The organism is Teredinibacter waterburyi, from assembly GCF_001922985.1.
In the GTDB taxonomy this organism is placed as follows: Bacteria; Pseudomonadota; Gammaproteobacteria; order Pseudomonadales; family Cellvibrionaceae; genus Teredinibacter; species Teredinibacter waterburyi.
This window is the reverse complement of record NZ_MRUH01000123.1, coordinates 22465-48423: the sequence shown is the minus strand read 5'-3', so window position 1 is coordinate 48423 and position 25959 is coordinate 22465. Positions and strand designations below refer to the sequence as shown.

The 25959-nt window shown below is 48.1% G+C and carries 20 protein-coding genes; 10 read left to right on the top strand and 10 right to left on the bottom strand.

What is annotated here, in order from left to right; translation table 11 throughout:
* Positions 1-203: 203 nt before the first annotated feature.
* The 5 genes from IDZ20_RS09070 (at position 204) to IDZ20_RS09050 (ending at position 6254) form a co-directional block, all read left to right on the top strand.
* Entirely contained in the window at positions 204-521 is a 318-nt protein-coding gene (locus tag IDZ20_RS09070) for an HPF/RaiA family ribosome-associated protein (RefSeq protein ID WP_188151115.1), read from the top strand.
* A gap of 487 nt (positions 522-1008) precedes the next feature.
* On the top strand, positions 1009-2925 hold the full coding sequence (gene speA / locus IDZ20_RS09065; RefSeq protein WP_188151114.1) for a biosynthetic arginine decarboxylase: 1917 nt from the start codon (positions 1009-1011) through the stop codon (positions 2923-2925).
* 84 nt (positions 2926-3009) lie between these two features.
* Complete coding sequence (locus IDZ20_RS09060) at positions 3010-4209, top strand: saccharopine dehydrogenase family protein (RefSeq protein ID WP_188151113.1); 1200 nt, start codon at positions 3010-3012, stop codon at positions 4207-4209.
* Complete coding sequence (gene nspC / locus IDZ20_RS09055; RefSeq protein ID WP_188151112.1) at positions 4209-5435, top strand: carboxynorspermidine decarboxylase; 1227 nt, start codon at positions 4209-4211, stop codon at positions 5433-5435. The genes IDZ20_RS09060 and nspC overlap by 1 nt, the downstream gene beginning before the upstream one ends.
* A 72-nt stretch (positions 5436-5507) precedes the next feature.
* Positions 5508-6254 carry a GGDEF domain-containing protein gene (locus tag IDZ20_RS09050; RefSeq protein WP_188151111.1) on the top strand — a complete coding sequence of 249 codons (747 nt, stop codon included), beginning with the start codon at positions 5508-5510 and terminating at the stop codon, positions 6252-6254.
* On the opposite strand, the gene msrA is transcribed toward IDZ20_RS09050, so the two are convergent.
* Both msrA and IDZ20_RS09040 read right to left on the bottom strand, forming a co-directional pair.
* Entirely contained in the window at positions 6251-6901 is a 651-nt protein-coding gene (msrA, locus tag IDZ20_RS09045) for a peptide-methionine (S)-S-oxide reductase MsrA (RefSeq protein WP_188151110.1), read from the bottom strand. The genes IDZ20_RS09050 and msrA overlap by 4 nt on opposite strands.
* A gap of 53 nt (positions 6902-6954) precedes the next feature.
* Positions 6955-7584, bottom strand: coding sequence for a class I SAM-dependent methyltransferase (locus IDZ20_RS09040; protein ID WP_188151109.1), 630 nt, complete (start codon positions 7582-7584; stop codon positions 6955-6957).
* 177 nt (positions 7585-7761) lie between these two features.
* Between IDZ20_RS09040 and IDZ20_RS09035 the strand changes: the two genes are divergently transcribed.
* The 4 genes from IDZ20_RS09035 to IDZ20_RS09020 all read left to right on the top strand — a co-directional run bounded on the left by IDZ20_RS09035 (position 7762) and on the right by IDZ20_RS09020 (position 13515).
* Positions 7762-9246, top strand: coding sequence for a Ppx/GppA phosphatase family protein (locus tag IDZ20_RS09035; protein ID WP_188151108.1), 1485 nt, complete (start codon positions 7762-7764; stop codon positions 9244-9246).
* Positions 9243-9977 carry a J domain-containing protein gene (locus IDZ20_RS09030; protein ID WP_188151107.1) on the top strand — a complete coding sequence of 245 codons (735 nt, stop codon included), beginning with the start codon at positions 9243-9245 and terminating at the stop codon, positions 9975-9977. The genes IDZ20_RS09035 and IDZ20_RS09030 overlap by 4 nt, the downstream gene beginning before the upstream one ends.
* A 164-nt stretch (positions 9978-10141) precedes the next feature.
* A complete protein-coding gene (locus IDZ20_RS09025; RefSeq protein ID WP_245792218.1) occupies positions 10142-10963 on the top strand; it encodes a glycoside hydrolase family 11 protein in 822 nt (273 codons plus the stop codon).
* A 608-nt stretch (positions 10964-11571) separates the two neighbouring features.
* Positions 11572-13515: a DEAD/DEAH box helicase gene (locus IDZ20_RS09020; RefSeq protein ID WP_188151106.1), complete on the top strand. Its 1944-nt coding sequence runs from the start codon at positions 11572-11574 to the stop codon at positions 13513-13515.
* Between the two features lie 68 nt (positions 13516-13583).
* Here IDZ20_RS09020 and IDZ20_RS09015 read toward each other — a convergent pair whose 3' ends face one another.
* From IDZ20_RS09015 to IDZ20_RS08980, 8 genes are all read right to left on the bottom strand, one after another.
* A complete protein-coding gene (locus tag IDZ20_RS09015; protein ID WP_188151105.1) occupies positions 13584-14951 on the bottom strand; it encodes a DUF58 domain-containing protein in 1368 nt (455 codons plus the stop codon).
* A complete protein-coding gene (locus IDZ20_RS09010; RefSeq protein ID WP_188151104.1) occupies positions 14948-15952 on the bottom strand; it encodes an AAA family ATPase in 1005 nt (334 codons plus the stop codon). The genes IDZ20_RS09015 and IDZ20_RS09010 overlap by 4 nt, the downstream gene beginning before the upstream one ends.
* Complete coding sequence (locus IDZ20_RS09005; RefSeq protein ID WP_188151103.1) at positions 15949-17370, bottom strand: DUF4350 domain-containing protein; 1422 nt, start codon at positions 17368-17370, stop codon at positions 15949-15951. Before IDZ20_RS09005 ends, IDZ20_RS09010 begins: the two co-directional genes overlap by 4 nt.
* Entirely contained in the window at positions 17360-18967 is a 1608-nt protein-coding gene (locus IDZ20_RS09000) for a DUF4129 domain-containing protein (RefSeq protein ID WP_188151102.1), read from the bottom strand. Before IDZ20_RS09000 ends, IDZ20_RS09005 begins: the two co-directional genes overlap by 11 nt.
* Positions 18957-19910 carry a stage II sporulation protein M gene (locus tag IDZ20_RS08995; protein ID WP_188151101.1) on the bottom strand — a complete coding sequence of 318 codons (954 nt, stop codon included), beginning with the start codon at positions 19908-19910 and terminating at the stop codon, positions 18957-18959. The genes IDZ20_RS09000 and IDZ20_RS08995 overlap by 11 nt, the downstream gene beginning before the upstream one ends.
* Positions 19907-20620 (bottom strand): RDD family protein, encoded by a 714-nt coding sequence (locus IDZ20_RS08990; RefSeq protein ID WP_188151100.1) that lies wholly within the window; start codon positions 20618-20620, stop codon positions 19907-19909. The genes IDZ20_RS08995 and IDZ20_RS08990 overlap by 4 nt, the downstream gene beginning before the upstream one ends.
* Before the next feature lie 143 nt (positions 20621-20763).
* Positions 20764-21249: a DUF4234 domain-containing protein gene (locus IDZ20_RS08985; protein ID WP_188151099.1), complete on the bottom strand. Its 486-nt coding sequence runs from the start codon at positions 21247-21249 to the stop codon at positions 20764-20766.
* 148 nt (positions 21250-21397) lie between these two features.
* On the bottom strand, positions 21398-22135 hold the full coding sequence (locus IDZ20_RS08980) for a helix-turn-helix domain-containing protein (protein WP_188151098.1): 738 nt from the start codon (positions 22133-22135) through the stop codon (positions 21398-21400).
* A gap of 175 nt (positions 22136-22310) precedes the next feature.
* Here IDZ20_RS08980 and IDZ20_RS08975 point away from each other — a divergent pair, with 175 nt between their 5' ends.
* Positions 22311-25850, top strand: a complete 3540-nt coding sequence (locus tag IDZ20_RS08975) for an acyl-[ACP]--phospholipid O-acyltransferase (protein ID WP_188151097.1) — start codon at positions 22311-22313, stop codon at positions 25848-25850.
* Positions 25851-25959: the final 109 nt, after the last annotated feature.

Below are 25959 nucleotides of genomic sequence, written 5' to 3'. Positions count from 1 at the left end.
TAGATACGGACAAAGACTGTAAGGGGATTACAAAAGCATTAACAGTGCTGAATATTCCCAGAGGTTCGCAAAAGTAAAATGATTATGCTTAAAAAGTCGTTGTAATATTTTCGCTATCCGCCATTATTAAAGCGTGAGTTCTCGGCGAGAAATTTACACCACGACGTTCTATTTAAACCAATATTTTTAATGGAGGTTAATCTATGAAGTCTTATGCAGACGTTGTATACCGTGACTTTGACGCGTCACCTGCACTAAACGACATCATCCAGAAAAAAGTAGAAAAATTGCACCGTTTTTCCGATGCTATTATGCATAGCCGAGTCGTGCTAGAAAGCCCTCACAAACATAAGCACAAAGGTAAACTGTTCCGCGCCTCGATAGAGATTGGCCTTAAAGGCGTGCCTCTCACCGTTACCCAAGACAACTCCTCCGTCCACTTGGCGGTTAAAGAAGCCTTTGCGGTAGCCGAGCGTAAAGTCAAAGAAAGTACCGACAAGCGTCGCGACGTTCGACACTAAACACCTAAGCTACCTTTTCCGGGCCTGTCGGCGCTGTTTCCCGGCGGGCCCGAACCAATTCTTGATTGCCTAACCACTCACACTCCCCACCGTACTGTGGAGTAGCAGCAACCATAACAAGCAGCCCGTGTCACACAAAACTGTCATCAAACGAGCATACCCTAAGCTTACGCCCTCCTAGGCTCACAAGCTTCCTATTCCCCTTTACATTACAGCATGATTTCAGCGCCACTTTTAGCCTTCAAACCTTACGGCTGAACCCTAGAAATTTACTTTCAAATCTGCGATAGTTCGCGCCGTCGTTGCGCCATAAGTTCCCCCTAGTCTACTGGTCGATTTCACCGCTGATTTCAGCAGGAGAAACGGCTGGCTATTCCCGCTAGTTTAGGGGCCGAAGCAACTTGCGCACAAACCACATAAGTGCCTGATTTTTAAGTATTTTGGGCGGATTTTTAGTACAACCTTTTGATTAGCGAGCATTACTATATTGAACAAGATTTTGCACCAAAGCTGGAGCGCCGACCGATCAGCTGAACTCTACGGCGTTAACGACTGGGGCGTGGGCTATTTTAGCGTGTCGCAAGATGGCTTATTAACAGTCACATCGGAGAACAACGGGCATAAATCCGAAGTTCCCCTGCTGAATATTGTTCAAGATATTAAAGAACGTGGAATGGACGTACCGGTATTGGTGCGTTTCGAAGATCTGCTCGAACAACAAATCGGGCGCCTAAACGGCGCTTTTAATAATGCTATCGCTAGCTGTGGCTATAAAGGCAAGTATCGCGGTGTATTCCCCATCAAAGTGAACCAGCAGTGCCATGTAATCGAAGAGATTGCCAAAGTAGGCGCGCAATATGGTCACGGCTTGGAGGCTGGATCTAAACCCGAGCTGATTATCGCCCTTGCCCATCTTGAGTCACGCGAAGCGCTTATCGTCTGCAATGGCTACAAAGATCAAGAGTTTATCGACCTCGGCCTGCACGCCTGCAAAATGGGCTATAAGTGCGTGTTTGTGATTGAAACGCCAACCGAATTGCCGATTATTCTGGCTCGCAGTCGCGCACTAAAGATCAAGCCGCTGATCGGGGTTCGAGTCAAACTCGCTTCTGTCGTCGGTGGACACTGGAACGCCACCAGTGGTGACCGCAGCATTTTCGGTCTATCAATCGCTCAAGTTGTAGAAATGATCGACACCCTCAAAGCCGAAGACATGCTCGACTGCCTGCAGCTTTTGCACTATCACTTGGGTTCACAAATCCCCAACATTCGCGATATTCGTGCGGGTGTTACTGAAGCCTGTCACGTCTATATCGATTTAGTCCGCGAAGGTGCCAACATGCAATACATCGATCTCGGTGGCGGCTTGGCTGTGGATTACGATGGTAGTAAAACCAACTACGTTCATTCCAAGAACTACACCCTCGACGAATACTGCACAGACATCGTCGATGTAGTAATGAACACCCTCGACCTAGAAGGCATCGATCACCCGGTAATCGTCACCGAATCGGGTCGTGCGACCATTGCCTATTCATCGGTACTGCTTTTTAACGTGCTCGACGTAACTAACTATACCCCAAGCGTAGTGCCGGAAGACAAAGGCGAAAGCGAGCACCAGCTGATTCGCAACCTGTTTTATACACTGAGGAATGTGACACTTAAAAACTTACAGGAATGCTACAACGACGCGGTCTATTACCGCGATGAAGTTCGTGAGCTATTTAAGCGCGGTCAATTTGGTTTGCGTTCGCGTTCTACCGCCGAAAATTTATTTTTGTTAATTATGCAGCGGGTACTACAAGTATCCGATACAGCGCCGCGAGAGTTCCAAGAACTGGATAAACTGCGCGAACTATTGTCAGATATTTACTACTGTAATTTCAGTCTCTTTCAGTCGCTGCCCGATGTTTGGGCGATCGATCAAATATTCCCTATCGCGCCAATTCACCGGCTTACCGAACAGCCAACACGCGAAGCTATTATTGCCGACATTACCTGCGATTGTGATGGCAAGATCGATCGTTTTACCAATATGCACAGTACCAAAACCACCATTCCCCTCCACCCATTAGTAGAGGGCGAAGAATATTATATTGGTGTATTTCTGGTTGGTGCTTACCAAGAAACGCTTGGCGATCTGCATAACCTATTTGGTGATACCAACGTAGTCAGCGTGAGAATGCACGCCGATGGCACCTATGATTTTGCTGATGAAATCGAAGGCGATAGCATTGGTGATGTACTGAGTTACGTAGAGTATCAACCCAACCTGCTAAAAGAGCGCTTCCGTAAAATTGCAGAAGCGTCGGTGCGCGATGGCAACATCACAGCAGTCGAACGCCAAGAGATTATGAAGGCCTTCTCTGAAAGTATGCTCGGCTACACCTACTACGAAAAATAACCTAATTTCACTTATTTTTAACCACATCTATTTTTCTAAAGGGTTGCGCTTATCGCGCCCTTTAGTTAATTGGGAGACAAATCCATGAGTAAAGTTTTAATTATTGGCGCCGGCGGCGTTGGCGGTGTGGTCACGCACAAATGTGCACAGCTTGTTGATGTATTCGATGAAATCATCCTCGCTAGCCGCACGGAATCAAAATGTAAGGCGATTGCAGCACAGCTTTCACGTCCTATTCGCACAGCACAAATTAATGCCGACGACGTTCCGGCACTTACCGCTTTTTTACAAGCCGAAAAGCCCGACCTAGTGATTAACGTGGCACTGCCCTATCAAGATCTGCCAATAATGGATGCCTGCTTAGCGGCGAAGATCGATTACCTAGACACCGCAAATTACGAGCCACCAAACGAAGCCAAGTTCGAATATTCCTGGCAGTGGGCCTACCAAGATAAATTCAAGCAAGCCGGTATTATGGCATTGCTCGGCAGCGGCTTTGACCCAGGCGTAACTAACGTTTACACCGCCTATATCAAAAAGCACTATCTCGATGAAATTCACGAGCTGGATATTATCGACTGTAATGCCGGCGATCACGGCCAACCCTTTGCCACAAACTTCAACCCCGAAATCAACATTCGTGAAGTGACCGCCAAGGGCCGCTATTGGGAGAATGGCCAGTGGTGTGAAACCGACCCGCTGACCGTAAAAGACAGCTACGACTTCCCAGAAGGCATAGGTGCAAAAGATATTTACTTGATGTACCACGAAGAATTGGAATCCATTACCAAGCACTTCCCTGAAATTAAACGTGCTCGCTTTTGGATGACCTTTTCGCAAAACTACTTGAATCATTTGCAAGTACTGCAAAACGTCGGCATGACGGGAATTGAACCGGTAATGTATAACGGCGTAGAAGTTGTGCCACTGCAGTTTTTAAAATCGGTACTGCCAGACCCATCTAGCCTTGGCCCACTCACCAAGGGCCGCACCTGTATTGGCTGTGTCGCAAAAGGCATTAAAGACGGCAAAGAAAAAATCGTCTACATCTACAATATTTGCGACCATGAAGCCTGCTACGCCGAGGTTCAATCTCAGGCTATTTCCTACACCACGGGTGTACCAGCCATGATTGGCGCGAAGATGGTATTGGAAGGCAAGTGGAAAGCCGCTGGCGTGTGGAATATGGAACAGTTTGATCCAGACCCCTTTATGGAAGACCTAAACAAATATGGCCTACCTTGGACGGTAGTAGAGCTGGACAACACAGGGTTGAGTGTTTAATGAGCCAATCGCCCCCGCTATTTCACCCGCACCAACAGAGCTTCGGTAATTTCGACCCCTATTCGGTGCCGAGCCCCTGCTATGTTGTGGACGAAGTTGCCGTCGAAAAAAACCTGCAAATATTGGCGCGCGTGCAAAATGAGAGCGGGGCGAAAGTCCTGCTCGCTTTAAAAGCCTTCTCGATGTTTTCGCTCGCCCCGCTGGTCATGCGCTACCTCAACGGTGTTTGCGCCAGCGGGTTAAACGAAGCCAAACTTGGACGCGAAGAATTTAACCGCGAGGTACACACCTATGCGGCCGCTTTTCGCCCAGAAGAATTCGACGAGATTGCCGGGCTGTCTGACCACCTAGTCTTTAACTCCGTCAACCAATGGAATAAATACCGAACCCGTGCCCTAGAGCTACAGCGGGTTCGCTCTTCTGGCCAAGAGCAACAATCAAACAAAAGCAGAACGCTGGAACTTGGTTTGCGTATCAACCCCGAGCACTCCGAAGGGGAAACGCCCATGTACGACCCATGCGCGCCCTGCTCGCGAATGGGCATCCCCGCCAAACAACTAGATGGCGTCGACTTGACGGGAATAAGTGGAATACATTTTCACACCCTCTGCGAACAAAATTTCGCACCACTTGCGCGCACGCTAGATGCCGTAGAGGCCAAGTTTGGACATCTTTTAGGCTCGCTGAAATGGGTAAACTTTGGCGGTGGCCACCACATTACCCGTGCCGACTATGATGTTGATGGTTTGATCGAGCGAATCCGTGCGTTTAGTGTCAAATATGACGTTCAGGTTTACATTGAGCCTGGTGAAGCCATCGCGCTCAATACCGGCGTGTTTGTTGCAGAAGTACTCGACACCCTGCACAACCGTATGGACTTGGCTATTCTAGATACATCGGCCACCTGCCATATGCCTGATGTATTAGAAATGCCCTATCGGCCGCGGATTACCGGTGCCGGAGAGCCGGGTGAAAAAGAAGCAACTATCCGCTTGGGCGGCCCCAGCTGTCTCGCCGGTGACGTGATCGGCGACTATAGTTTTGATGCCCCGCTTGCCGCAGGACAAAGGCTCATGTTCGAAGATATGGCAATTTACACAATGGTTAAGAATACAACCTTCAACGGCATCAACCTGCCGTCGATTGCGATCTACAACAGCGATAGCAACGAGGTGCGCGTGGTTAAGAATTTTGGCTACCAAGACTTTAAACAACGGCTCTCCTAAACCAGCCGATAGTCGTAGCGCGCAAACTCAGCCGACTTAAACAGCCAACACAATATACGAGCAGCTAACGGGATGAGCGACAAGAATAATAACGATCACCCATGTCCGCAGGGGCCAGAACTTTGTCCTATTTATAATGAGGTCAACGAGCTGCAATTGCAGCTGGACAGGCTGAACAGTGAGGTTCGTACCGACGAACTGACAACGCTGTTCAACAGTCGCCACTTCTGGAACACCCTCGAGCAAGAAATTGAACGCACCTTGCGCAGCGGCCAGCCGACCACACTTATCATGCTCGACGTTGATCACTTTAAACGGTTTAACGACAGCTACGGACATGTTGCCGGTGACGAGGCGCTGCGGCACCTCGCCACTTTAATCAAACACTCCACGCGAAGACTGGATATCCCCTGCCGCTATGGCGGTGAAGAATTTGCCATTATCTTGCCTTCAACACCGCTGTTAATCGCCACCCAAGTGGCCGAGCGGCTGCGCGAATCGATCGAACGCTCGGCAATAGAATGGCAGGGGAAGACCTTACAGATTACCGCCAGCCTAGGCGTCGACACCTTCCATAACCACCAACCAGAATCCAGCCAAAGCTTTGTTGAACGTGTAGACAACCACCTGTACCGAGCGAAAACCACGGGTCGCAACCAAGTTTGTCACGGCCGCAGCTCGCGCGAAACAGTAGTGGAAGTTAGTAGCGCGGAGAAAAAAGCGCTTTGGGAGGGGTTGCGCGAACAGCAGGACAACAGCGATAGCGCACAGGACTCATTGCAAGTGCCAGACGACATTTCGTCTAACCGACAGCCTTAGTAGCACACGCCGGTGCCACCAAGCCCGCAATAACCATTTGGGTTTTTAGACAAATATTGCTGATGGTAAGCCTCGGCATAATAAAACTCCCCAGCCATACAGATCTCGGTGGTTATATCACCTTCACCAGCAGCGCTTAGCTGTTGCTGGTAGCGCTGTTTACTTGCTTGCGCGGGCTCCATTTGTGCGGCATCCGTTAAGTAGATTCCCGAACGGTACTGGGTTCCCACATCATTGCCCTGACGCATCCCCTGAGTAGGATTATGCGATTCCCAAAACAGCGCGAATAACGCCTCTAGAGACAAAACGGCAGGGTCAAAAGCGATCAACACCACTTCATTGTGGCCCGTTTTACCCGAACAAACTTCCTCGTACGTCGGATTTGGCGTGATACCCCCACAATAGCCTACGGCCGTCACGGCAACTCCAGGGACACTCCAGAAGCGTTTTTCTGCCCCCCAAAAGCAACCCATGCCGACAATGACTGTTTGCAGCTGTGGGGCGAATGGCGGCTTTAGATCCGTCTCTAAAACATGATGCTTAGGGGCTGTTGCGATTGCATCGGCCCTCCCCGGCAAACAATCCTCTGCCGCGGGAATCTGCAGCTTATCTGCCATGCGTTGATTCATTTTTTGAAATAAGTCCATAGCAACCTCGACGTCAATTGAAAGCGTTAGGGTTAAGTGAAGTCAATATCAACTCACTGCCCCATTGGGTCATAATCCATAACAAAACCCGAAGTATTATACGGCGGCGGCACCGACCAAGCTTCGTGTAATGCAGCTAATTTTGCTTCGCACTGCGAAGCCATAGCCGAGAAAGTTGGTCGCCCAGGGTCGGTCATCACTACCCTTACACCGGCCTGCGCAGCACGGCGGGTTAAGTTATACAAAGGTGCAACCATCTCGTCCCAAAAGCAAATATCGGCCCCAATCATTACATCAAAATTTTCCAAATCGACTTTACGTATCTTCTCGTATCGGCATTTCCAGGTGGTGACCTTTACACCATTTAATGCCGCATGGTGCTCTAAATACGGGAATACAGAATCGTCAGCATCTAACGATGTTAATTCCGCACCGAATTCCTTGGCGCAATATATTCCTGCCAAACCCCAGCCGCAGCCAATTTCTAGCACCCTCAGCGGCTTATCCTTACCGGCCTTTGGCGGCGGAAATTCGCACAAATAGTCCATCAAGACCAATGTCGACTTCCAAAATTTATTGCCGTGAATATTGGGTGTACCCGTCTGCCGTCGTAATCGCCGGATATCTGGATGATTATTAGTCAATATCTTCAATCCGTAGGCTTCTTTTTCGGTACTAGGCATCTATATTCCTCAATAAGAGTAAAAGCATGTTTATATTTAACTCGGATGTTTCGGTGATTAAACAGGAAGCAACGGTAATTAATCCAAGCAAAACCTGATTAGGGTATTAATTAAAGTTATAATTCTCAACTCGCTAAGCCGTCACCATTCATAGCAGCCACAACCTAGGGGCCTCCAATGACCCAATTTGCATCACCCTACTTCGCCGCAGTCGATCTTGGTTCCAACAGCTTTCATATGCTGATCGTGCGTTTCAATGACGACCGAATTGAAATCGTAGACCGAGTAAAAGAAATGGTGCAAATTGCGCGCGGACTAAAAGATTCGGCAACCCTCGATGCCGAGACCCAAACCCGTGCACTGGATTGTCTTAATCGCTTCGCCGAACGCTTGCGCGATATTCCCGAAGCTCAGGTTCGCGCCGTTGGTACCAAAACCCTGCGAACCGCTCGCAACTCAAAGGCTTTTTTGAAAGCCGCCGAAAAAGCGCTCGGCGCCCCCATTCAAATTATTTCTGGCTATGAAGAAGCCCGCTTAGTTTACAACGGCCTCGCCAACACCGTAGTGAATGATCACGATCAACGTTTAGTTGTTGATATTGGCGGCGGCAGTACCGAATTTATTATCGGTAAATCTTATGACACTTTTTGTATGGAAAGCCTGAGCTTAGGCTGCGTCACCTACACCGCAAACTTTGATCTAAGCCCCGATAAATTATCAGCCCGCAATATGCGTCGTGCTTATATGGCCGCCTGTGGCGAACTTGAAGAAATTCGACGCAACTACCTTAACACCGGCTGGCAAGTAAGTTACGGCACATCAGGCACGATGAAAGCGATTGCAGAACTATTACAAGACAACGATGGCGGTGCGGTAATCACAAAAGCAGCACTTAACACGCTGATTGACGATACCATTGCCAACGGCAAGCTAAATGCGCCCAATACTGCGCAATTGCGCCGCGATGTTTTACCTGCTGGACTGGCAATTCTGCAAGCTATTTTTGACCAACTCAAACTCGAAAAAATTCACGTTGCCGACGCCACCCTAAAAGAAGGCCTAATTTACGACACTATTGGGCGCTTTAGTGATCACGATATGCGCTTTACCACAGTGCGCAAATTAGAAGAGCGCTATGGTATTGATACAGTACACGGTGGCCGCGTCGCAAAAACCGCCATGCACCTTTGGTTGCAAATGCCCGACCTGCCATTACTCGCTGGCGTTTCGCGTTCAAAAATTTTGTCCTGGGCGGCACGTTTACACGAAATTGGTTTAAGTATTTCTCACTCAAACTACCATCATCACAGCTACTATATTTTACGCTACTCAGATCTCGCCGGCTTCGGCCGCTACGAACAATATATAATGGCCGCACTTACCCGCAGCCATAGAAAAAAAATATCCGATACCCGCTTCGACGGCATGGATGCCGATGCGCTAAAATCGTTTTTGCCACTTTTGTTTTGTTTGCGCATTGCAAACATCCTCCACCGTCGGCGCGACGATGCGGATATTCTTCCCAGTATTACGGTCGATGATAGTCAGTACCAATTATGTCTAGATCCCGAATGGTTAAGCAATCACCCACTAACCCAAACCGGACTAGAACAAGAAGCTAAATTTCTAAAACCTTTGGGTGTACAACTAAAACTATTATGATCCCACGCCTACTTCTCGCTTTAGTCGTTATCGGTTTTGTATTTTGGCTGCTCGCCAAATATCGACGCCTACCCAACGAGCAACGCAAACAGTGGTTGGTAAAGCTAGCTATCGGCGCGGTTATTTTCGTTACCCTGCTAGCGGTAGTAACCGGGCGTATGCATTGGTTAGGTGGCGTTCTTGCCATGCTGGTAGGTGTGGCCAAATTTGGCTTGCAAAACTTCGCTCGATTTATGCCGTTTTTGGGGATACTCAAACAACAACCCTTCGGCAACCCGGTATTTACCACGCCTTATTTACGCCTAGTCTTGGATTTAAAAAACTCCAGTATTAGCGGCGAAATTATCGACGGCCCACACAAGGGCACACCATTTGCCGAACTTACCGACGCACAATTTATCGAGCTTGAGGACTTCTATCGCGACAAAGACAAACGCAGCCTCTACCTAGTGCGTGTGTTACGCCAACGCCTGCAAGGCGCTAACGGAGCGCAAAACCAACAACATAGCAACCGCCAAGAGTTTGCAACAGTCGGCGACCCATCCTTTAAAGAATCGCTACAGATTCTCGGGCTAGATAACCTCCCTCCAGAAGAGGTCACCCACAAAGAGATCAAAACAGCTCATCGCCGACTTATGCAAAAGCTACACCCCGACCACGGCGGTAACGACTACCTCGCCGCAAGGGTAAACCTCGCCAAAGAAGTCGCTATCAAAAACACACCGCGCTAATACGATTTGCGGGCCGCTCGCCATACTAAAGCGTCCCCCTGACTAATTGGGCTCTTCAGTTGTTCGCTCTCCTGCCCAGTGCTGGAATTAAAGTCATTAGCGGCTTTACTCTATTTATAAGTATTGTAAGTGCTTGTCGTGCACGCCTTAGAGAGGAAACCCGTTTGAAAAACTACTTTAGTAAAAATGCATCTATTCTACTCATCACGGTCGGCCTAATGAGCTGCGCTCAAGAGCAGCAGCGCTCGAAAGCGGAAAGTGACGTAAAAGCACAGACCGTAAGCAGTATTGAAAAGTATCAGGCTTATACGCAGGCCTACACCAGCAACACCGTGCTCACTCAAAATCATGCGACCGGTCATGTTGGTGATTTGTTCTTTACACACTGGAAAGACGGCGGCTCAACCTCCTTAGCTCTGGATACAGAAGGCGATTTCAGTGTTAGCTGGGAGGGCGGTGGCTATAACTATGTCGGCGGCCCCGGATGGCATTCCGGCAAGAAAAACAGAGTTATCGGCTACCGCTTCAATGAAGACAGCGGCGCAACCTATATTACCTTGTATGGTTGGGGGTACGACAAAAACATGCCCACCTCAAACCCTGCACACCTAGTGGAGTACTACATCCTACAACGATGGACCTACGACCCCAGCCGAGATGGCTCATTTGGTAAAACGTTTGTGAGCAATGGCGTTGAATACTCGACCTACCGATCCTTGCGCACGCAACAACCATCCATCAATAGTACCTCTACCTTTTATCAGTACTGGAGCAAACCAAGCCAACAACGAGAGCTTGGCCAAGATTACGAAATTAATTTTGCCGATCACGTTAAAGCCTGGGCCGATACCGGCTGGATTATTCCGAACATGAACAACTTCGACGCCAGCGATGACCCCACCTATCAAGTTATGGCCGTCGAGGTATTTAACCCCGGCAAAGATGGCACGGCTTCTGGCCGAGTCTGGGATGCAAGCTCCCAATAATTGGGAAATATAGAAGGGGTTACTTCGCATAAAACGAATTGCGGGCGGGCGTTCCTGATGCTAACGCCGTTAGCATCATTTAAATCCGGTTCATCACTCGCTCGTTGCCATGCCTGACACCAAGATCAGGCAAACTCCATATAGGCGCAACCCGACGGACCATTCCCTGCTCAATTCCAAAAAAGCACTATCAAAAAAATAAAAAAGACAATAAACACGCCAAAAACTGTCGATTTATCAACCATTGCGAAAGAAGTGTGTTACTATTCGCGCCCATTTTTTATGCAATCTAACGCTGTTAGCCCATCCCCCTCTCATTGAAGAGAGTAGACTCTGTAGGAGCTGTTCGGGTTTATAGCGTGGCAAAGCCAAGGTGCTGCGCCATGAATGATCGTAAATCACAGCTACAGACAAATTTCCGTAACACCGAGGCATTCGAATCCTCTGTATCGCCTGTTGTGTCGCCTGATTCACACTAATTCCTATTGCGGTTGCAAAAATTTTGATCGCTGAGCGAAAAACACCAAACCCGCTGGATCTCGTATCCAGCTGGCGTTGGCGTGTTTCGCACTATTACATACTTTGATTTACCCTGACAAAGGACACCAATGTCTACTACTCCCGATGAGAATCTCCGTTTCGAAGACCTTAACCTTCCCGACTTCCTCCTAAAAGCGTTAAACGCGGTGGGTTATGAGTCGCCCTCCCCTATTCAAGCGGCCACCATACCGGTATTGATAGCGGGCAATGATATTGTTGGTATGGCGCAAACCGGTACCGGCAAAACGGCAGCCTTCGCTCTGCCACTACTGAATAAAATCGACCTCAAACTCACGCAACCACAAGCGCTTGTACTTTGCCCAACCCGCGAACTTGCCTTGCAGGTTGCCGAAGCGTTGCAGTCCTATGCGGCGTTTATGAAAGGCTTTCACGTGCTGCCGATTTACGGCGGACAAGACATGCGTACGCAACTGCGTGCAATTAGTCGTGGCGTGCACGTTATCGTGGCAACACCTGGCCGCTTGATCGATCACCTCGATCGTCGCAGTATCAGTTTTGACAAGCTACACACCCTCGTCTTGGACGAAGCCGATGAAATGTTACGCATGGGTTTCGCCGAAGACGTTGAAACAATTTTGCAAAAAACACCGGCGGATCGCCAAATCGCATTATTTTCAGCGACTATGCCACCGCAAATCCGCCGCGTAGCCTCGAAGTATCTAAACAACCCAACGGAAGTGAGCATCGCCTCCGCGGTATCCACTAACGACAATATTGAACAAAGCTACTGGCTAGTTAGCGGCACGAATAAACTCGATGCACTAACACGAATCCTAGAAGTTGAAGAATTCGACGGTATGATTATTTTCGTGCGAACTAAAACTGCCACGGTAGATTTGGCCGAAAAGCTCAGTGCACGCGGTTTTTCTGCTTCGCCATTAAACGGCGATATGAATCAAACCCTGCGCCAGCGCACCGTTGACCAACTTAAGCGCGGCCAACTGGATATTCTCATCGCTACCGATGTTGCTGCTCGCGGCCTAGATGTCGATCGAATTAGCCACGTTATAAACTTTGACATCCCTTATGATGAAGAAGCTTACGTTCACCGTATTGGCCGCACCGGCCGCGCAGGACGTAAAGGTAAAGCGATTCTGTTTGTTGCACCGCGCGAACGCCGCCTGCTTTACTCAATCGAGAAAACAACGCGTCAAAAAATCACGCAAGTACAATTACCTTCACGTGATGACCTTATTGATCGCCGCTCGCAAGCGTTTAAAACCTCGATCATTGAAGGCCTGAATAACGACGACAAAGGTTTCTTTGAAAAAATCGTTTCAGAAATTTGCCACGATCAAGAAGTCAGCCCCGAAAATGTTGCTGCAGCCATGGCCTATTTGTTACAAAAAGACCGTCCGCTGCAACCGCCAAAAGATCGCCCAGTGCGTGAACCACGCCCTGAGCGTGATTCACGAGACTCACGCGAGCCACGTCAAGATAGAGACCGCAACCGTAACTCTCGCGACGGACGCCAAAAGGAAGAGTTTCGAGATCGACCATCGCGCCCAGCGCCAAGCAATCTCGGCAGCGCAGAACCGCTGAAAGATAACCCCGAAATTGAAATGGAACGCTTCTGTATCCGCGTTGGTCGCAACGACGAAGTTTCTCCACGAGAAATTGTTGGCGCGATTGCGAACGAAGCGGATATCGAAGGTCGCTATATTGGCCACATCAAAATCTACGATGATTTTAGTACGGTCGATTTACCCGGCGGTATGCCAAACGATGTTATGGCCGTATTGCGTAAAACTCGAGTTAAGCAACGTCAACTCAATATCGAACGCATTAACGATGATGGCACTCCGCCAAAAATGCCAGAACGCAGTGGCGAAGACCGCAAACCAAGTAGTAAGCCAAGAGCTAACGCTGGTAAAGGTAAGCGCGATTACGGAGACAAGGGGAATAAACCGTTTAAAAAGTCTGGCTCAAAGCCCGACTTTACCGGTAAAAGCGACGATTCAAAAAAGCCGCATAAGCGACCCAAGCCATAGGCACGGTTTAGCTTAAACAAAAAAGGGCGACATTTATGTCGCCCTTTTTTGTTGGCAAGTCTAATTCGTTAAATCTTACCGCTACGTTTTAAACGTAAATATTCTGCTAATAAAGCGTGATGCAAATGTTGCGGTTGTGCATCGGTCATCCCTACCCCTAGGTTTTGCAACCGGTGCAAAAGTTTACGGCGCTGCTCTAAATGATCATTTGCGCCACAGTAACTTAGCGCGTCAGAAATAGTTTTTACCGGTATATCGATGCACGATTGAATAATCGCTTCCTGCAAGCTCGCCACCACCACCAAATGCCGTTTTGTTAAAATTCCTATGGCGGTATTTAAATCATCCGAGTCTTCTTCTTGTACGTTAGTGATCAAAATAACGAGTGACCGTTTGCTATAACGGCCCACTAAACGTTCTGCTGCCTCAACATAATCACTTGTTGTCGTACCGCTGTGTAAATCGTAGAGCTGGTTCAACAGCACATTAATATTCGCAGGCCCCTTAACGGGGTTTAACCATCGTTCCTCACCCGCAAACGTCATTAAACCAACCGCATCGCCCTGCCGCAGCGCAACGTAGGATGTGAGTAGCAATGCATTAAGGGCATGATCGAAGTGACTGAATTCATCATCTTTATTGCGCAAACGACGACCGCAATCCAGTAAAAAAATTACTGACTGATCGCGCTCGTCTTGATAGTCACGCGAGATCGCTTTGGAGTGGCGCGCCGTGGCTTTCCAGTCGATTTGACGAATCGCGTCACCTTCGCGAAATTCTCGCAACTGGTGAAAGTCGCTGCCATCGCCACGACGCTGCTGCAAGTGAACACCCAATTGCGATAGCTGATGTTCCAGCCCCATCATTGCCAGCTTGGCGATAGGTGCAAAGTTTGGGTAGATTTTTAAACTTTGCAATTCGCCCTGCTGTTGGCGTTTTTGCCAAAGTCGCCAACGGCTCTCGATACGAAGATGGGTTTTACCAAATTCTGCCGCACCGCGCCGAATCGGGCGAATTAAGTAGTCTACATCTTTATGAGCGTTTGCCTCGATACTACAAATAATCGGTAAGGCTTGGGTCTCAACTTCGGCGGGGTAATAGTCCGTCAACTCCAGTTGCACTGAAAAGTCATAACCATTTTCGATACGTAAACTTACCTTGGCCTCCGCCCCCAAGGCGAGGCTATGGGGTAATTGGCGCACTACCCTAAGCATTGGGTAGCGACGCTGACGAACGGCATCGATCCAAGCCGCTACCAGTAAAACGCCACCTAGCAACCACCACAGGTTCGCGAACTCTTGCGCAGATTGCGAGGCATTCGCTAGCAGGTCTTTATCGCTAGGTTGCAATACCGCAGCGATACGCACAGCAAAAACTAAACCGGCTAAGGCCAACCATGCTGCAACCAAGCTTAATAAACGCTTGCTCGGCCTCATAAGCGTGGCGCTTCAACCATATTTAATATTTGCGAAAGTACCTGGTCAACATCAAAACCATCAATTTCCATTTCAGCCGACAAGCCGACGCGATGACGCAATACCGGAAATGCCATAGATTTAACATCACTGGGCAGAACAAAATCACTACCCCGTAAAAAGGCTTTAGCACGCGCGCAGCGAACTAACGCTATACACGCACGCGTGCCCGCGCCACGAATGAGTGAAGTTGTGGTTCGCGTGGCTCTAACCAATCGCACCGCGTAATCCAGCACTTTGTCATCTAAGGTGATTTCGGAAACAAGCTGCTGGAATTGAAAAATATCGTCGGCATTAAACAGCGCTGAACCCTGCGCAAATACATCTTGATCATTCACATGACCGGTGGTGATTTGTTTGGTTAAGGCAATTTCATCATCTTGATTCGGGTAATCGATAACAACCTTCATCAAGAAGCGATCTAATTCGGCTTCCGGTAAAGGGTAAGTGCCCTCTTGTTCAATTGGGTTTTGCGTAGCTAGTACCATAAAGGGCTTGGGTAATGGTCGTGCTACACCTTCCAGCGTCACTTGTCGCTCTTGCATCACCTCCAAAAGTGCCGCTTGGGTTTTAGCGGGAGCACGGTTAACTTCGTCCGCCAACAATATATTAGTAAATACTGGGCCTTTACGCATACGAAACTTACCTTCGCTCGCGTCATAAATAACATGCCCTGTAACGTCCGCCGGCATTAAATCCGGTGTAAATTGTATTCGCTTGAAGTCGCCATCAAAGCAATTCGCTAAAACACGTACCAACAGTGTTTTACCTAAACCTGGCACACCTTCTAGCAAAACGTGACCGTTTGACAGCAACGCAATCAGAACCTGATCAACCACTTCAAGCTGACCAACAAGTTCGCCGTTAATTTTTTGTCGCAGTTTGTCCACAGATGCTAAAGCACTTGCAAATTTTTCGCTCACATTCGATGCGGCAGACGTTTCTGTATGTTGTTCGGTCATATTGCCTTCCTAATTCGCTGCAATAACGTTACTTGATGAATAAAACTGGATTCAGTATGGCTCGAGGAAACCTGTAAGGCCTGAGCCACATCGGCCTCAGGCTGATGACTAGCCTGTGCCAATAGCGCCACTCTGCGCGCCTCTTCCGCGTGATGAAATTCGGGTAAAACACGTCCGGCGTGCAGCAGAAGTTCACTTCGTAAAGGTGTCAATAACTGCTCGTATGAACCGCCGCGCCAAAAATAGAAAGCACGAGCAAACAAATGCTCAAGCAACGAACGACGGGTAGTAACTTGCAGAGAGTTGATCGGACCAAAACGGCCACTGCGATACCATAGCCATAAACAAAAAAGTAACAGTGCTGCCGCCAATAACTCAGGCATAAAGGCGAGCATAATCGACAACAGCGACGGCATATTGGTTGCGTATAGAATGGCCATACGATTATCCCGGCCGGCCAACACCTGCCACAAAAAAGCATGGTCGAACTTATCTATATTCTCATTGGTAAAAACATCGCCGTCGGACAACAGCGTTACCATACCGCGACCAAACCGAAGCTGCAGAAAATTAACGCCTTGAGATCCGCCGCGCATATAAATCACGTTATCGGCTAGCGGGTACAGCAGCCCATCGTCAGAACTGTTTTGGTCGCTATCTGCAGAGCCATCAGAATCGGAATCAGAGCCATCAGTATTGTTAGAAGAGTCGTCGCGACTGTAACTAGATACATCAAAAGCGCGATCCGGGAGGAACTCTATACGCAGGCCTTCGTCAACACCACCAAAACGCAAATGGGTTAATTGGTGAGGTTCAACACCGTCTTCGTAGGTTCTGATACGATGTTCGGGACTCAATTTTTTTTCGTCTGATTCCGCATCGGCTTCTGCTTCCACAATGCGATTATACTCACGCAGCGCTTCGCTTAGCAGCAGAGAGTCGGATTCGTTCCCCTTGTCACTAGGCGGCGAATCTGAATAATCAATCGCATTGCCATTTTCATCAAAAATTGGACGTCCATCATATTCGGTCGCGTAAAGCTCCAACTTTAAACGCTCTAAAACCTTATCGCTATACCAATCGCTGCCACCCTGAGCCGCGACAATCAAATCATTACCCAAAGCTACCCAAGTGAGCAACTGATCTAACCGCGGCTTAGAAACTATTTGGCCGCTTTTTGCGACGAACAGTGTACTAATGCCCTCAATGTCATCAAACTTTGTGATGCTATCTATACTCGTTACCTCGTTCCCAAATTCACGCGCATAAAGCTCGGCCGCAAGATAGGGATTGCGCAACGCCTTTCTCGACCAGCCCTGGTCGTCCTCTTCTTCATAGCGTTCAAACATCTGAAAAAATAGATATAGAGTCAGAGCGGCGAGAGCAAGGGTAATTAACACGAGTAATTTATTTTTCAAAATCAAAGTGCTCCCGCCAACGTACACACAAATTTTGCACCCTTGCGACTGCTGGTAGCCGATGTCCATAGGCAAGCGATTGCCAACAATCGGTCAACTCTGCGGCGTAGTCACTCAGCGCTGGTTGCTGTAACTTTCGCACCTGCTGAATACATTCGTCCTCGGTATCAGAATCGCTAAAACTACACTCGTAATTGTGAATAAGCTGTGCCAACAAAGCGCGGTAAAGCAGGCTTATAGCTGCACGATGTTGATCGGCCTCCCACAGCTTACGAACTTCTGCTGGCACATCTTCCGGCAAGCTTTCGCGGGTAACATCCAAACCGAATAATACTTTAGGTGGCAACTCCTGCTTTTCTGGCAAGCGGAACTGAACCGCGAGCGATTTAATATTACCGCGATAGCGCACCACAACATAGATCACTAACGCCGCTAAACCACACCACAAGATAACTTCCAAAAAGCTAAATGAAAGATCACCAAGCGCGCCACCAGCACCAAATAGCTTGCCGAATTTTTCGAAAAATTCCACTAAAACAATTAACCACAACGGGAGCTCATCGTCTTCAATTTGGTCTTCAAGGCTTTTTAACCGCCAACCCTTTTCCACTTTTACGGTGTGGAACTCTTCACCCGCCAAAATCGCAATAATGCGCTGTTTGGCAACTTCCGATTGAGTTTTAGCTAACGACTCTGATTTGGCAGGCAGGTCAGTACTAAACGAAAATTCAGCAGAAGAATTTGGAGACTGAATCGATTCGTCAGCATAGACCGCGCCTGGACTGTAGGTTAACGCAGACAGAGCAACGAACGCGGCAAACAGCATCGGCATTAGCGCAGAAACCACTGGCGTAGCCCGACGCTGAAACTGTTCAGCAAGATGCCGAAAGCGAATTTCAATATCCCAAGCCTCCAAATCCATACGCCGTGCAATATAAAGTGAAAAGCCAGATACAACATAAAACGGCCCGACTAAAGCCATTGGGATATAGGCCGCAAGATTTTCAAAGACCGAGAAAAAATTGCTCGATTCAATCAGCAACGCGCTGTAATCAATATCGGCCTGTTCTGGAATCATAAGATACAAAAACATGTAGAGCGCGAATAAAATAAACGACTCAATATGAATGGCGACAATCGACAACCATGTTGCTGCACCGCTGTGTTTTCGATGTAAGATCATCTGTCGGGCACTTCGCGCACTACCACTCAAACCTTCTAATTGAGTAAGCGGCAGGTCGAACGATCGTGTAAGACTAAACCGCCGTATTGTTAGAGCTGGCAACCAATCCTTGCGGTACAAGCTTGGTAATTGTCGCAATACTTGTCCGAGGGTAACCGTTTCACCAAACAATGCGCGACTCGCAATATACAGTGGCCCGCAATCCCATAAAGGTTTTAGCCACCAAACGACTAGCGCTACAACCCAGCTATGGCTATAAAAAATGGGCGTTAACAATAACCAAAGTGTAAAACTTGGGATAAACCAACTTAAAAAAGTCAGTCGCCACCATTGGCGAGTCATCACCACACCCAAATCTACCGCTTCCATGGGAGATCTAATGCGAGCGCGAATTGCCAGCCGGTTAAGATCCATGGCGGCGCCCCGATAAAATACAATATCCAAGTACCGCAGCCCACAATACAGCGCCCACCGAGTACTTAACCACTTGCGGCAGTTCTGCAGTAGAGGACCAAAACGCCTCTATAAAAGCCGCAATTAACAGCATCACGGCAACACCGTACATAATGACAATAGCATCGCGCCCTGCAATTCTTAGCGCTTCTAAGCGTGAATAAGCGCCGGGAGAAATAATTGAATATCCCAACTTTAAACCAGCGGCACCGGCAAAAACTAAGGCCGTCAGTTCAAAAGAGCCATGCCCTACCACAAAAGGATAAAAGGTAGATGTGTAGCCCAACTGAGTAAGATGCCCCGCCACACCGCCAATCGCGAGGCCGTTAAAGATCAAATAGAAAACAGAGCCAAACCCCGCCAACATCCCGCCGGCGAACATTTGAAAGCTTATGCCAATATTATGTTTTATATAGAATCCAAACATCTGAATATCGCTGCTTGAATCTCGCTCGCGACCAAGCACGTTGTTACTCGGGTCGTACATTGCCTCATACTTCATTACCTCCTCTGCGGAGGACATCGAATAGATAAATTCTGGATTTAAGTAGCAGGCTAAGCCCATCGCCAACATTGGCAATGCAAACAAAAGTAACGAAGCGAAAATAAATCGATAATTATTACGAAGCGTTTGCGGGAACTGCCAAACAAAAAAATACAACCACTGCATTTTAAAGCGGGCATTGTGTTGATAGAAAAGGTGGTGGGCCTGAATAACTTGGGCATTAAGCCGTTCGACTAACTGCGGGCTATAACGGCGGTGCTTCGCTATGGCCAAATGATGACAGATGGAACGAAATAGATTGGGGAAATCCTCATCGTAACCAGCTTTACCAAGACTAACTATTTCGGCTACTCGACTCCAGCAGCCCTGATATTTTTGTTCAAAGACTTGTTGTTTCATTTACGCTCACCCAGTAGCCAACAGCCAATACCTTGAATAAAGCTAACCGCTTCTGGCCCCGTTTTTTGCGTTACACCAGATAACATATCCGCGAGCTCCTGCTTGCGGGCTGTCGTTAGTGCCGCGTCCCTCTCGACAAAGCCGGTGAAGGCAACAACATCGTCTAGACCTAAATCAAAGGACGGTGGGGTTGGCGTTACCTTGGGTAAGGTTGTTGCTAGCGGTAATGTTTTTTGTCGATGAACAACAACCGAGCCCGCGGCAATGTCACCCAGGCGCTGGAAGCAGTTGGTCATTACCATGGTGAAAAAGCCGAATACGTAACACAAAGGGAGAAAATCGACCGCCCGCAACAAGTTGCGAATTATCGAAGTACTCCAGGAAACTGGGGTTAAATCATCGTTTACGACAGCGATATTCATCCAGCGCTTACCCGGTGTTTGGCCCTTATATAGAACTTCAAATAACACCGGATAAAACCATTCCAAAACAAAGCTCACAATCAGAAAAATACCTACACCCGCCTTCCCACCAATTGCCAAAATAATGAAGAGAATGCTCAAGACAATTGAACGCAATAGTAAATCGGCGCTAAAGGCTAATGCGCGGGGAACCGGCCCCGCCAACTGGGCAGAAAGGTCAATGGCTTCGGGGGTTTCGACTTTGTAGGTGGTATCGAGTAACGCGGTGTCGGTAGAGGCCTTAGGCATTGGGGCAAACCTATAGAAGTTTTTAACAACTCATTCTGAAATTTGCCGAGTACAGCTCAGAACGCATGCACAGGCTAGAGCCAGATATCATCTAAAAGACAGTCGCGATATCAGAAAATACCGCGACTGTTCGCTAAACCTATTTAGCGCTCTTGATCAATTGCCTGATTGATCTTGTACTGCATATAAAGAGTTGAGAAAAAGAAGGTCAGGATTGGACCGATCCAAAGGCGATCGCCTTTATGAACACCCAAACGCTCGTGAATTTGACTGCGAAGTTTGTACGCACAAATGTAGTAGATCACCATATAAGGCAAGCTTGCAAACGCAAAAACAGCACCTATAGCGGGCTCGATCCTCACCACCACATTGGATGATAGGTTAAGAATAAACAGCACCCACATAGCAATCAACAAGCCCTGTGATGTGGGGTTGCTAACATAGCTTGTGATCTGCTTAGAGCGAGTATGAAGCCAATAGGGAATGTAGATACCCAAGGTAATGATGGAAAGGCCGAACACTCCCCAAGCGCTAAAGCGCGGGAATATATCACTTAAGCTACCCGTACCGGAGTCGCTTACAACTTCGGCTTCTGGGGCTTTGTAGGGGTTTTCTGCGGTGTTATCCATAATCACTCCTGTAAATTAATACGTTTATTGTTGTTTGAATTATCTGTATTACAACCAATAGGAGTACTGCGCAAAACTGACTCAAATCCTTTGGTCGGGTTGAGGATGCTACCCCGTACCCAACCGAAAAGGCAAGCCCGATAACCCGCTATGGTTTTGGCTTGTAAGCCTCAAACCCTGAATACTGCCAGCGACGCAAAGCCATAACTAGGGTAGCGCCGTTACGCTCGCTCATGGGCAGGCTCATATCTTCCTGCTGCAGTTCGGCGAACTGTCTGGCCAACAGGCTTAAGCGGTTTTGCAGCTCCTGATTTGAGGCGTGGGACAGTAGCGCGGTTAGTACCAATAGTTTTTCGTCATCTTGATCAAAGCGCGAATTGAAAAAATCTTCCTTAACCCGCTGCAAAAAAAAGCGCTGAATAGGCCCATTGGCGATCCACCGGAAGTTTGGCGAAACTTTGAGTTTTATCCGGTTGCGGGGTAACAGGTCGATTAGTTGCAGCCGGTCCATTTGCGCCAGCGCTCGAATCAGTTCAGCCTCAGAAATAGCGTAAAGCTCCAGCAAATCGCGAAACCCGCAACCGTTAATCACCGATACGGCCACCAACAACAATAGATTATCGTCTACAATCTGCTGCTCTTGCGCCAGAGTGAGCTGCTGTAGGCGCGGCTGCTCCGTTTTTAACAGCGCCAGTAAATCGCTCAACTGGTAGCCCATGAGCTGGCAAATCGCCTCCAGCCTAGCAAGGCTAAAGCTCGCCTCGGCAAAACTGCGCTTAATGGTGGCTTCGCTCAACTCTAGTGCCTCAGCAACCTGCAGATAGGTATAGCCGTGGGCTTTAAGCTGCTTTTTGAGCGTACTAACTAGTAGCCTTATTTGAGACATAAGTATTCGCCAAAGGATAGATTTAGTATTAAGTATCGTATTTTAATACTTAAAGTCAATTAGAATGACCTTTTCGTCACAACCTTTGCAGCACAGTATTAACTTCGTCAGGATCGCATCTACACCTGAACCGAAGCGTTCAGAACACCTTCGGATTATCTAAAGGAAATTAGCAATGTCCAAGATTTTAAAAACGGCTGGTGCCCTGCCCTTTTTGTTTGCCGTGTTTCTCAATTCATTTGTCGACCTAGGTCATAAGATTGTTATTCAAAATACAATTTTTAAGGTCTACGACGGTAGCACTCAAATTGTCTACGCGGCGATTATCAACGCGATGATACTGCTCCCCTATATCCTCTTTTTTAGCCCTGCGGGGTTTGCCTCAGACAGGTTTCCAAAAACATCGGTAATGCGTTTTAGCGCTTGGTTAGCGGTTGGTCTCACAAGCGCGATTACCGTGTGCTATATGTTGGGTTGGTTTTGGCCTGCATTTGCCATGACTTTTCTTCTCGCCGCGCAATCGGCTTTTTACTATCCAGCTAAATACGGTTATCTAAAAGCCTTTTTTGGCAAACAAAACCTCGCCCCCGCCAATGGTGCTGTGCAGGCGGTTTCGATTGTTGCCATTCTAGCCGGGACTTTCATCTTCTCGATTTTTTTTGAAAACCTCATTCCAGTCGCCACACCGTTATCACCGCACAGCAACGTCGGCATACTTTCCAGTCTTGTACCCGTCGGTATTATTCTGATTGTCACAAGTCTTGCAGAAGTCTTTATGATCTATCGCCTGCCCAGTATTAGGCCAGGTGATCCGCGTATGAACTTCGATACCAAAGCTTTCGTTAGCGGGAAATTATTTAAACAGGATTTAGATCCCGTATGGCGACGCGATGTAATTCGCCTTTCCGTCATTGGCTTGGCGATGTTTTGGTCAATTGGCCAAGTGCTACTGGCATCCTTCCCGGAATTTGCCAAGTCGCAACTCGGCGAGACTAACACCATCGTTATTCAGGGAACCGTAGGCGCATCGGGTATTGGTATTGTTATTGGTTCGCTCATCGCCAGCCGACTTTCACGCAACTATATTGAACTCGGATTAATTCCAATTGCCGCCGTCGGCATTGCTGTTGGGCTTTGGATTTTGCCCAATCTAACCAGCATGAAGTTTTTTATTGCAGACTTTATTTTTATTGGCGCAATGGGCGGAATGTTTATCGTACCCCTGCAGTCGCTGGTACAGTTTTACGCAGGTGAAAATGAGCTTGGCCGAGTGCTAGCCGGTAGCAACTTAATCCAAAACATCGCGATGCTGTGTGTGTTACTTATAACCATCGGCTTTGCCGTGGTGGGCCTCAGCAGTAAACAGCTTTTGCTGGTAACCGCTGGGCTGTCGGTAGTCGGCGGCATCTATACAGTAATGAAACTTCCCCAGAGTTTAGTGCAATTTGTTATGGGCGGCACTTTCGCCCTGCGCTACAGAACAGACGTACAAGGTATGAAAAACATTCCTGAGCGCGGCGGTGTACTGTTACTGGGCAACCATATTAGTTGGATCGACTGGGCCATTGTTCAAATCGCTAGCCCGCGCCCCGTTCGCTTTGTCATGCTAAAAAGTATTTATCAACGCTGGTACTTAAAGTGGTTTTTCGATCTGTTTGGTTGTATTCCCATTTCATCTGGCGCGGATAGCAAAAAATCACTGGAGCGAGTGGCCGAACTACTCGACGCAGGTGAAGTTGTCTGCCTCTTTCCCGAAGGTGCGATCAGTCGCAACGGTCAGCTAGGACAATTCCGCAACGGCTTTGAGCGTGCGATTGCAATGACCACCACCGATATAAAAATCCTACCCTTTTATTTGCGCGGACTTTGGGGCAGCCAATTTTCACGTGCCAGCAACGATCTAAAGCGAAAACAACCGCGCGGCTCGAAGCGCGACTTAATCGTGGCCTTTGGCGAACCTATCGAAAAAGATGCAACTACCGATCAAGTAAAGCGACGCGTCTTCGACCTCTCGATTAAATCCTGGGATAGTTTCGTGCAACAGCTGCCATCGCTTCCCAACGCGTGGATTGAGAGTGTTAAAAACAACAACTCGCAAGCTATCGCTATAGCCGACACCACCACTCAACCATTATCGCCGAGCCGCGCCTTAGCGGTGTCGATAACCCTAGGCCGACATCTAAAACTTGGCGATTCAGCATATAAAAACGACATCAATATCGGCATACTTCTACCAACAAGCGCCGCAGCGGTATTAACCAATATGGCGCTACTATTAAAAGGTAAGACACTGGTAAACCTGAACTACAGTGCATCTAACCTTGCCATGCAAGGCGCTATTGACCAGGCCGAAATTAAAACCATCTACACATCGAAAAAGTTTATTGGCAAGTTGCAATCGCGTGGTATCGATTTCACCTCTCAGCTAGAGCAACTGCGGGTAATCTATTTGGAAGATGTATTCGCGGGGCTATCCAAAGTTGAACTTGTTAGCCAGTGGTTACTCGTCAAACTACTACCTGCAAGATTACTGCGGCTACTGTTTTCTAAGCCAACCCTCAATACAGATCACGCTGTTATCTTATTTTCCAGTGGCAGCGAAGGCGTGCCCAAAGGCGTACAACTCAGCCATCAAAATATTATGGCCAACCTAAAGCAAGTTGCCGATGTACTGAATACCCAACCCGATGACGTGATCATGGCTTCATTGCCGTTATTTCACGCCTTCGGTCTCACGGTTACACAATTTCTTCCGTTAATTGAAGGCATCCCTATGGTTTGCCACCCAGACCCAACCGACTCGTTTGGCATTGCAAAAGCTATTGCCCAGTATCGTGCGACAACCTTATTTGGCACCTCGACATTTTTACGGTTATATAGCAGCAATCGTAAAGTTCACCCACTGATGCTGAGCAGTTTACGTATTGTTGTTGCTGGAGCTGAACGCTTACAACCCGAAGTTCGCAGCGCCTTTGAAACGAAATTTAACAAAACGGTATACGAAGGATACGGCGCGACCGAAACCACGCCGGTAGCCAGTGTAAACGTGCCCGATGCACTCGACACCGACAGCTGGAGGCCGCAGGTCGGCACCAAGCTTGGTAGCGTCGGTATGCCTCTGCCCGGCACCAGTTTTAGAATTGTTGACCCAGAGAGCTTCGACGAGCTAGCGACCGATGAAGAAGGTATGATTTTAATCGGTGGTGCGCAGGTGATGCAGGGCTATTTAAATAATCCAGAAAAAACCGCAGAAGTAATTCGTATAATCGATGACGTACGTTGGTACGTAACCGGTGATAAGGGTCGCTTAGATGGCGACGGCTTCCTTACCATCGTCGACCGCTATTCACGTTTTGCCAAAGTAGGCGGAGAGATGATCAGCCTAAGTGCCGTGGAAGCGGCGGTAACAAAGGTCTTAAACCAATGGTTTGAAGCTGAACTAAAAAATTCGACCGAGGCCGAAAGCACCACAACGAGCGTCCATTGCGAAGTTATTGCAGTAGCGATTAGCGATGAGAAAAAAGGCGAAAAAATTATTTTGCTGTGTAATCGAGAGTTGGAAATAGCGGCCTTAAAAGCAGCCTTAGCAGACGATAACGTCAGTAATTTAATGCTGCCATCCGCCTGTTTTTACCTGGAGAAACTGCCAAAATTGGGATCGGGAAAAACCGATTTCGGGCAAGCTAAAATAATCACCGAAAACTTTCTGGCTTAGGTTGCAATTCAAACCTCTGTATCACAAAACAACCCAGCCCGTCTAAGGGCTGGGTAATCACCCACAAGACTCGATTTAAAAACCTTACACAGCACAATTTAAACCCTGT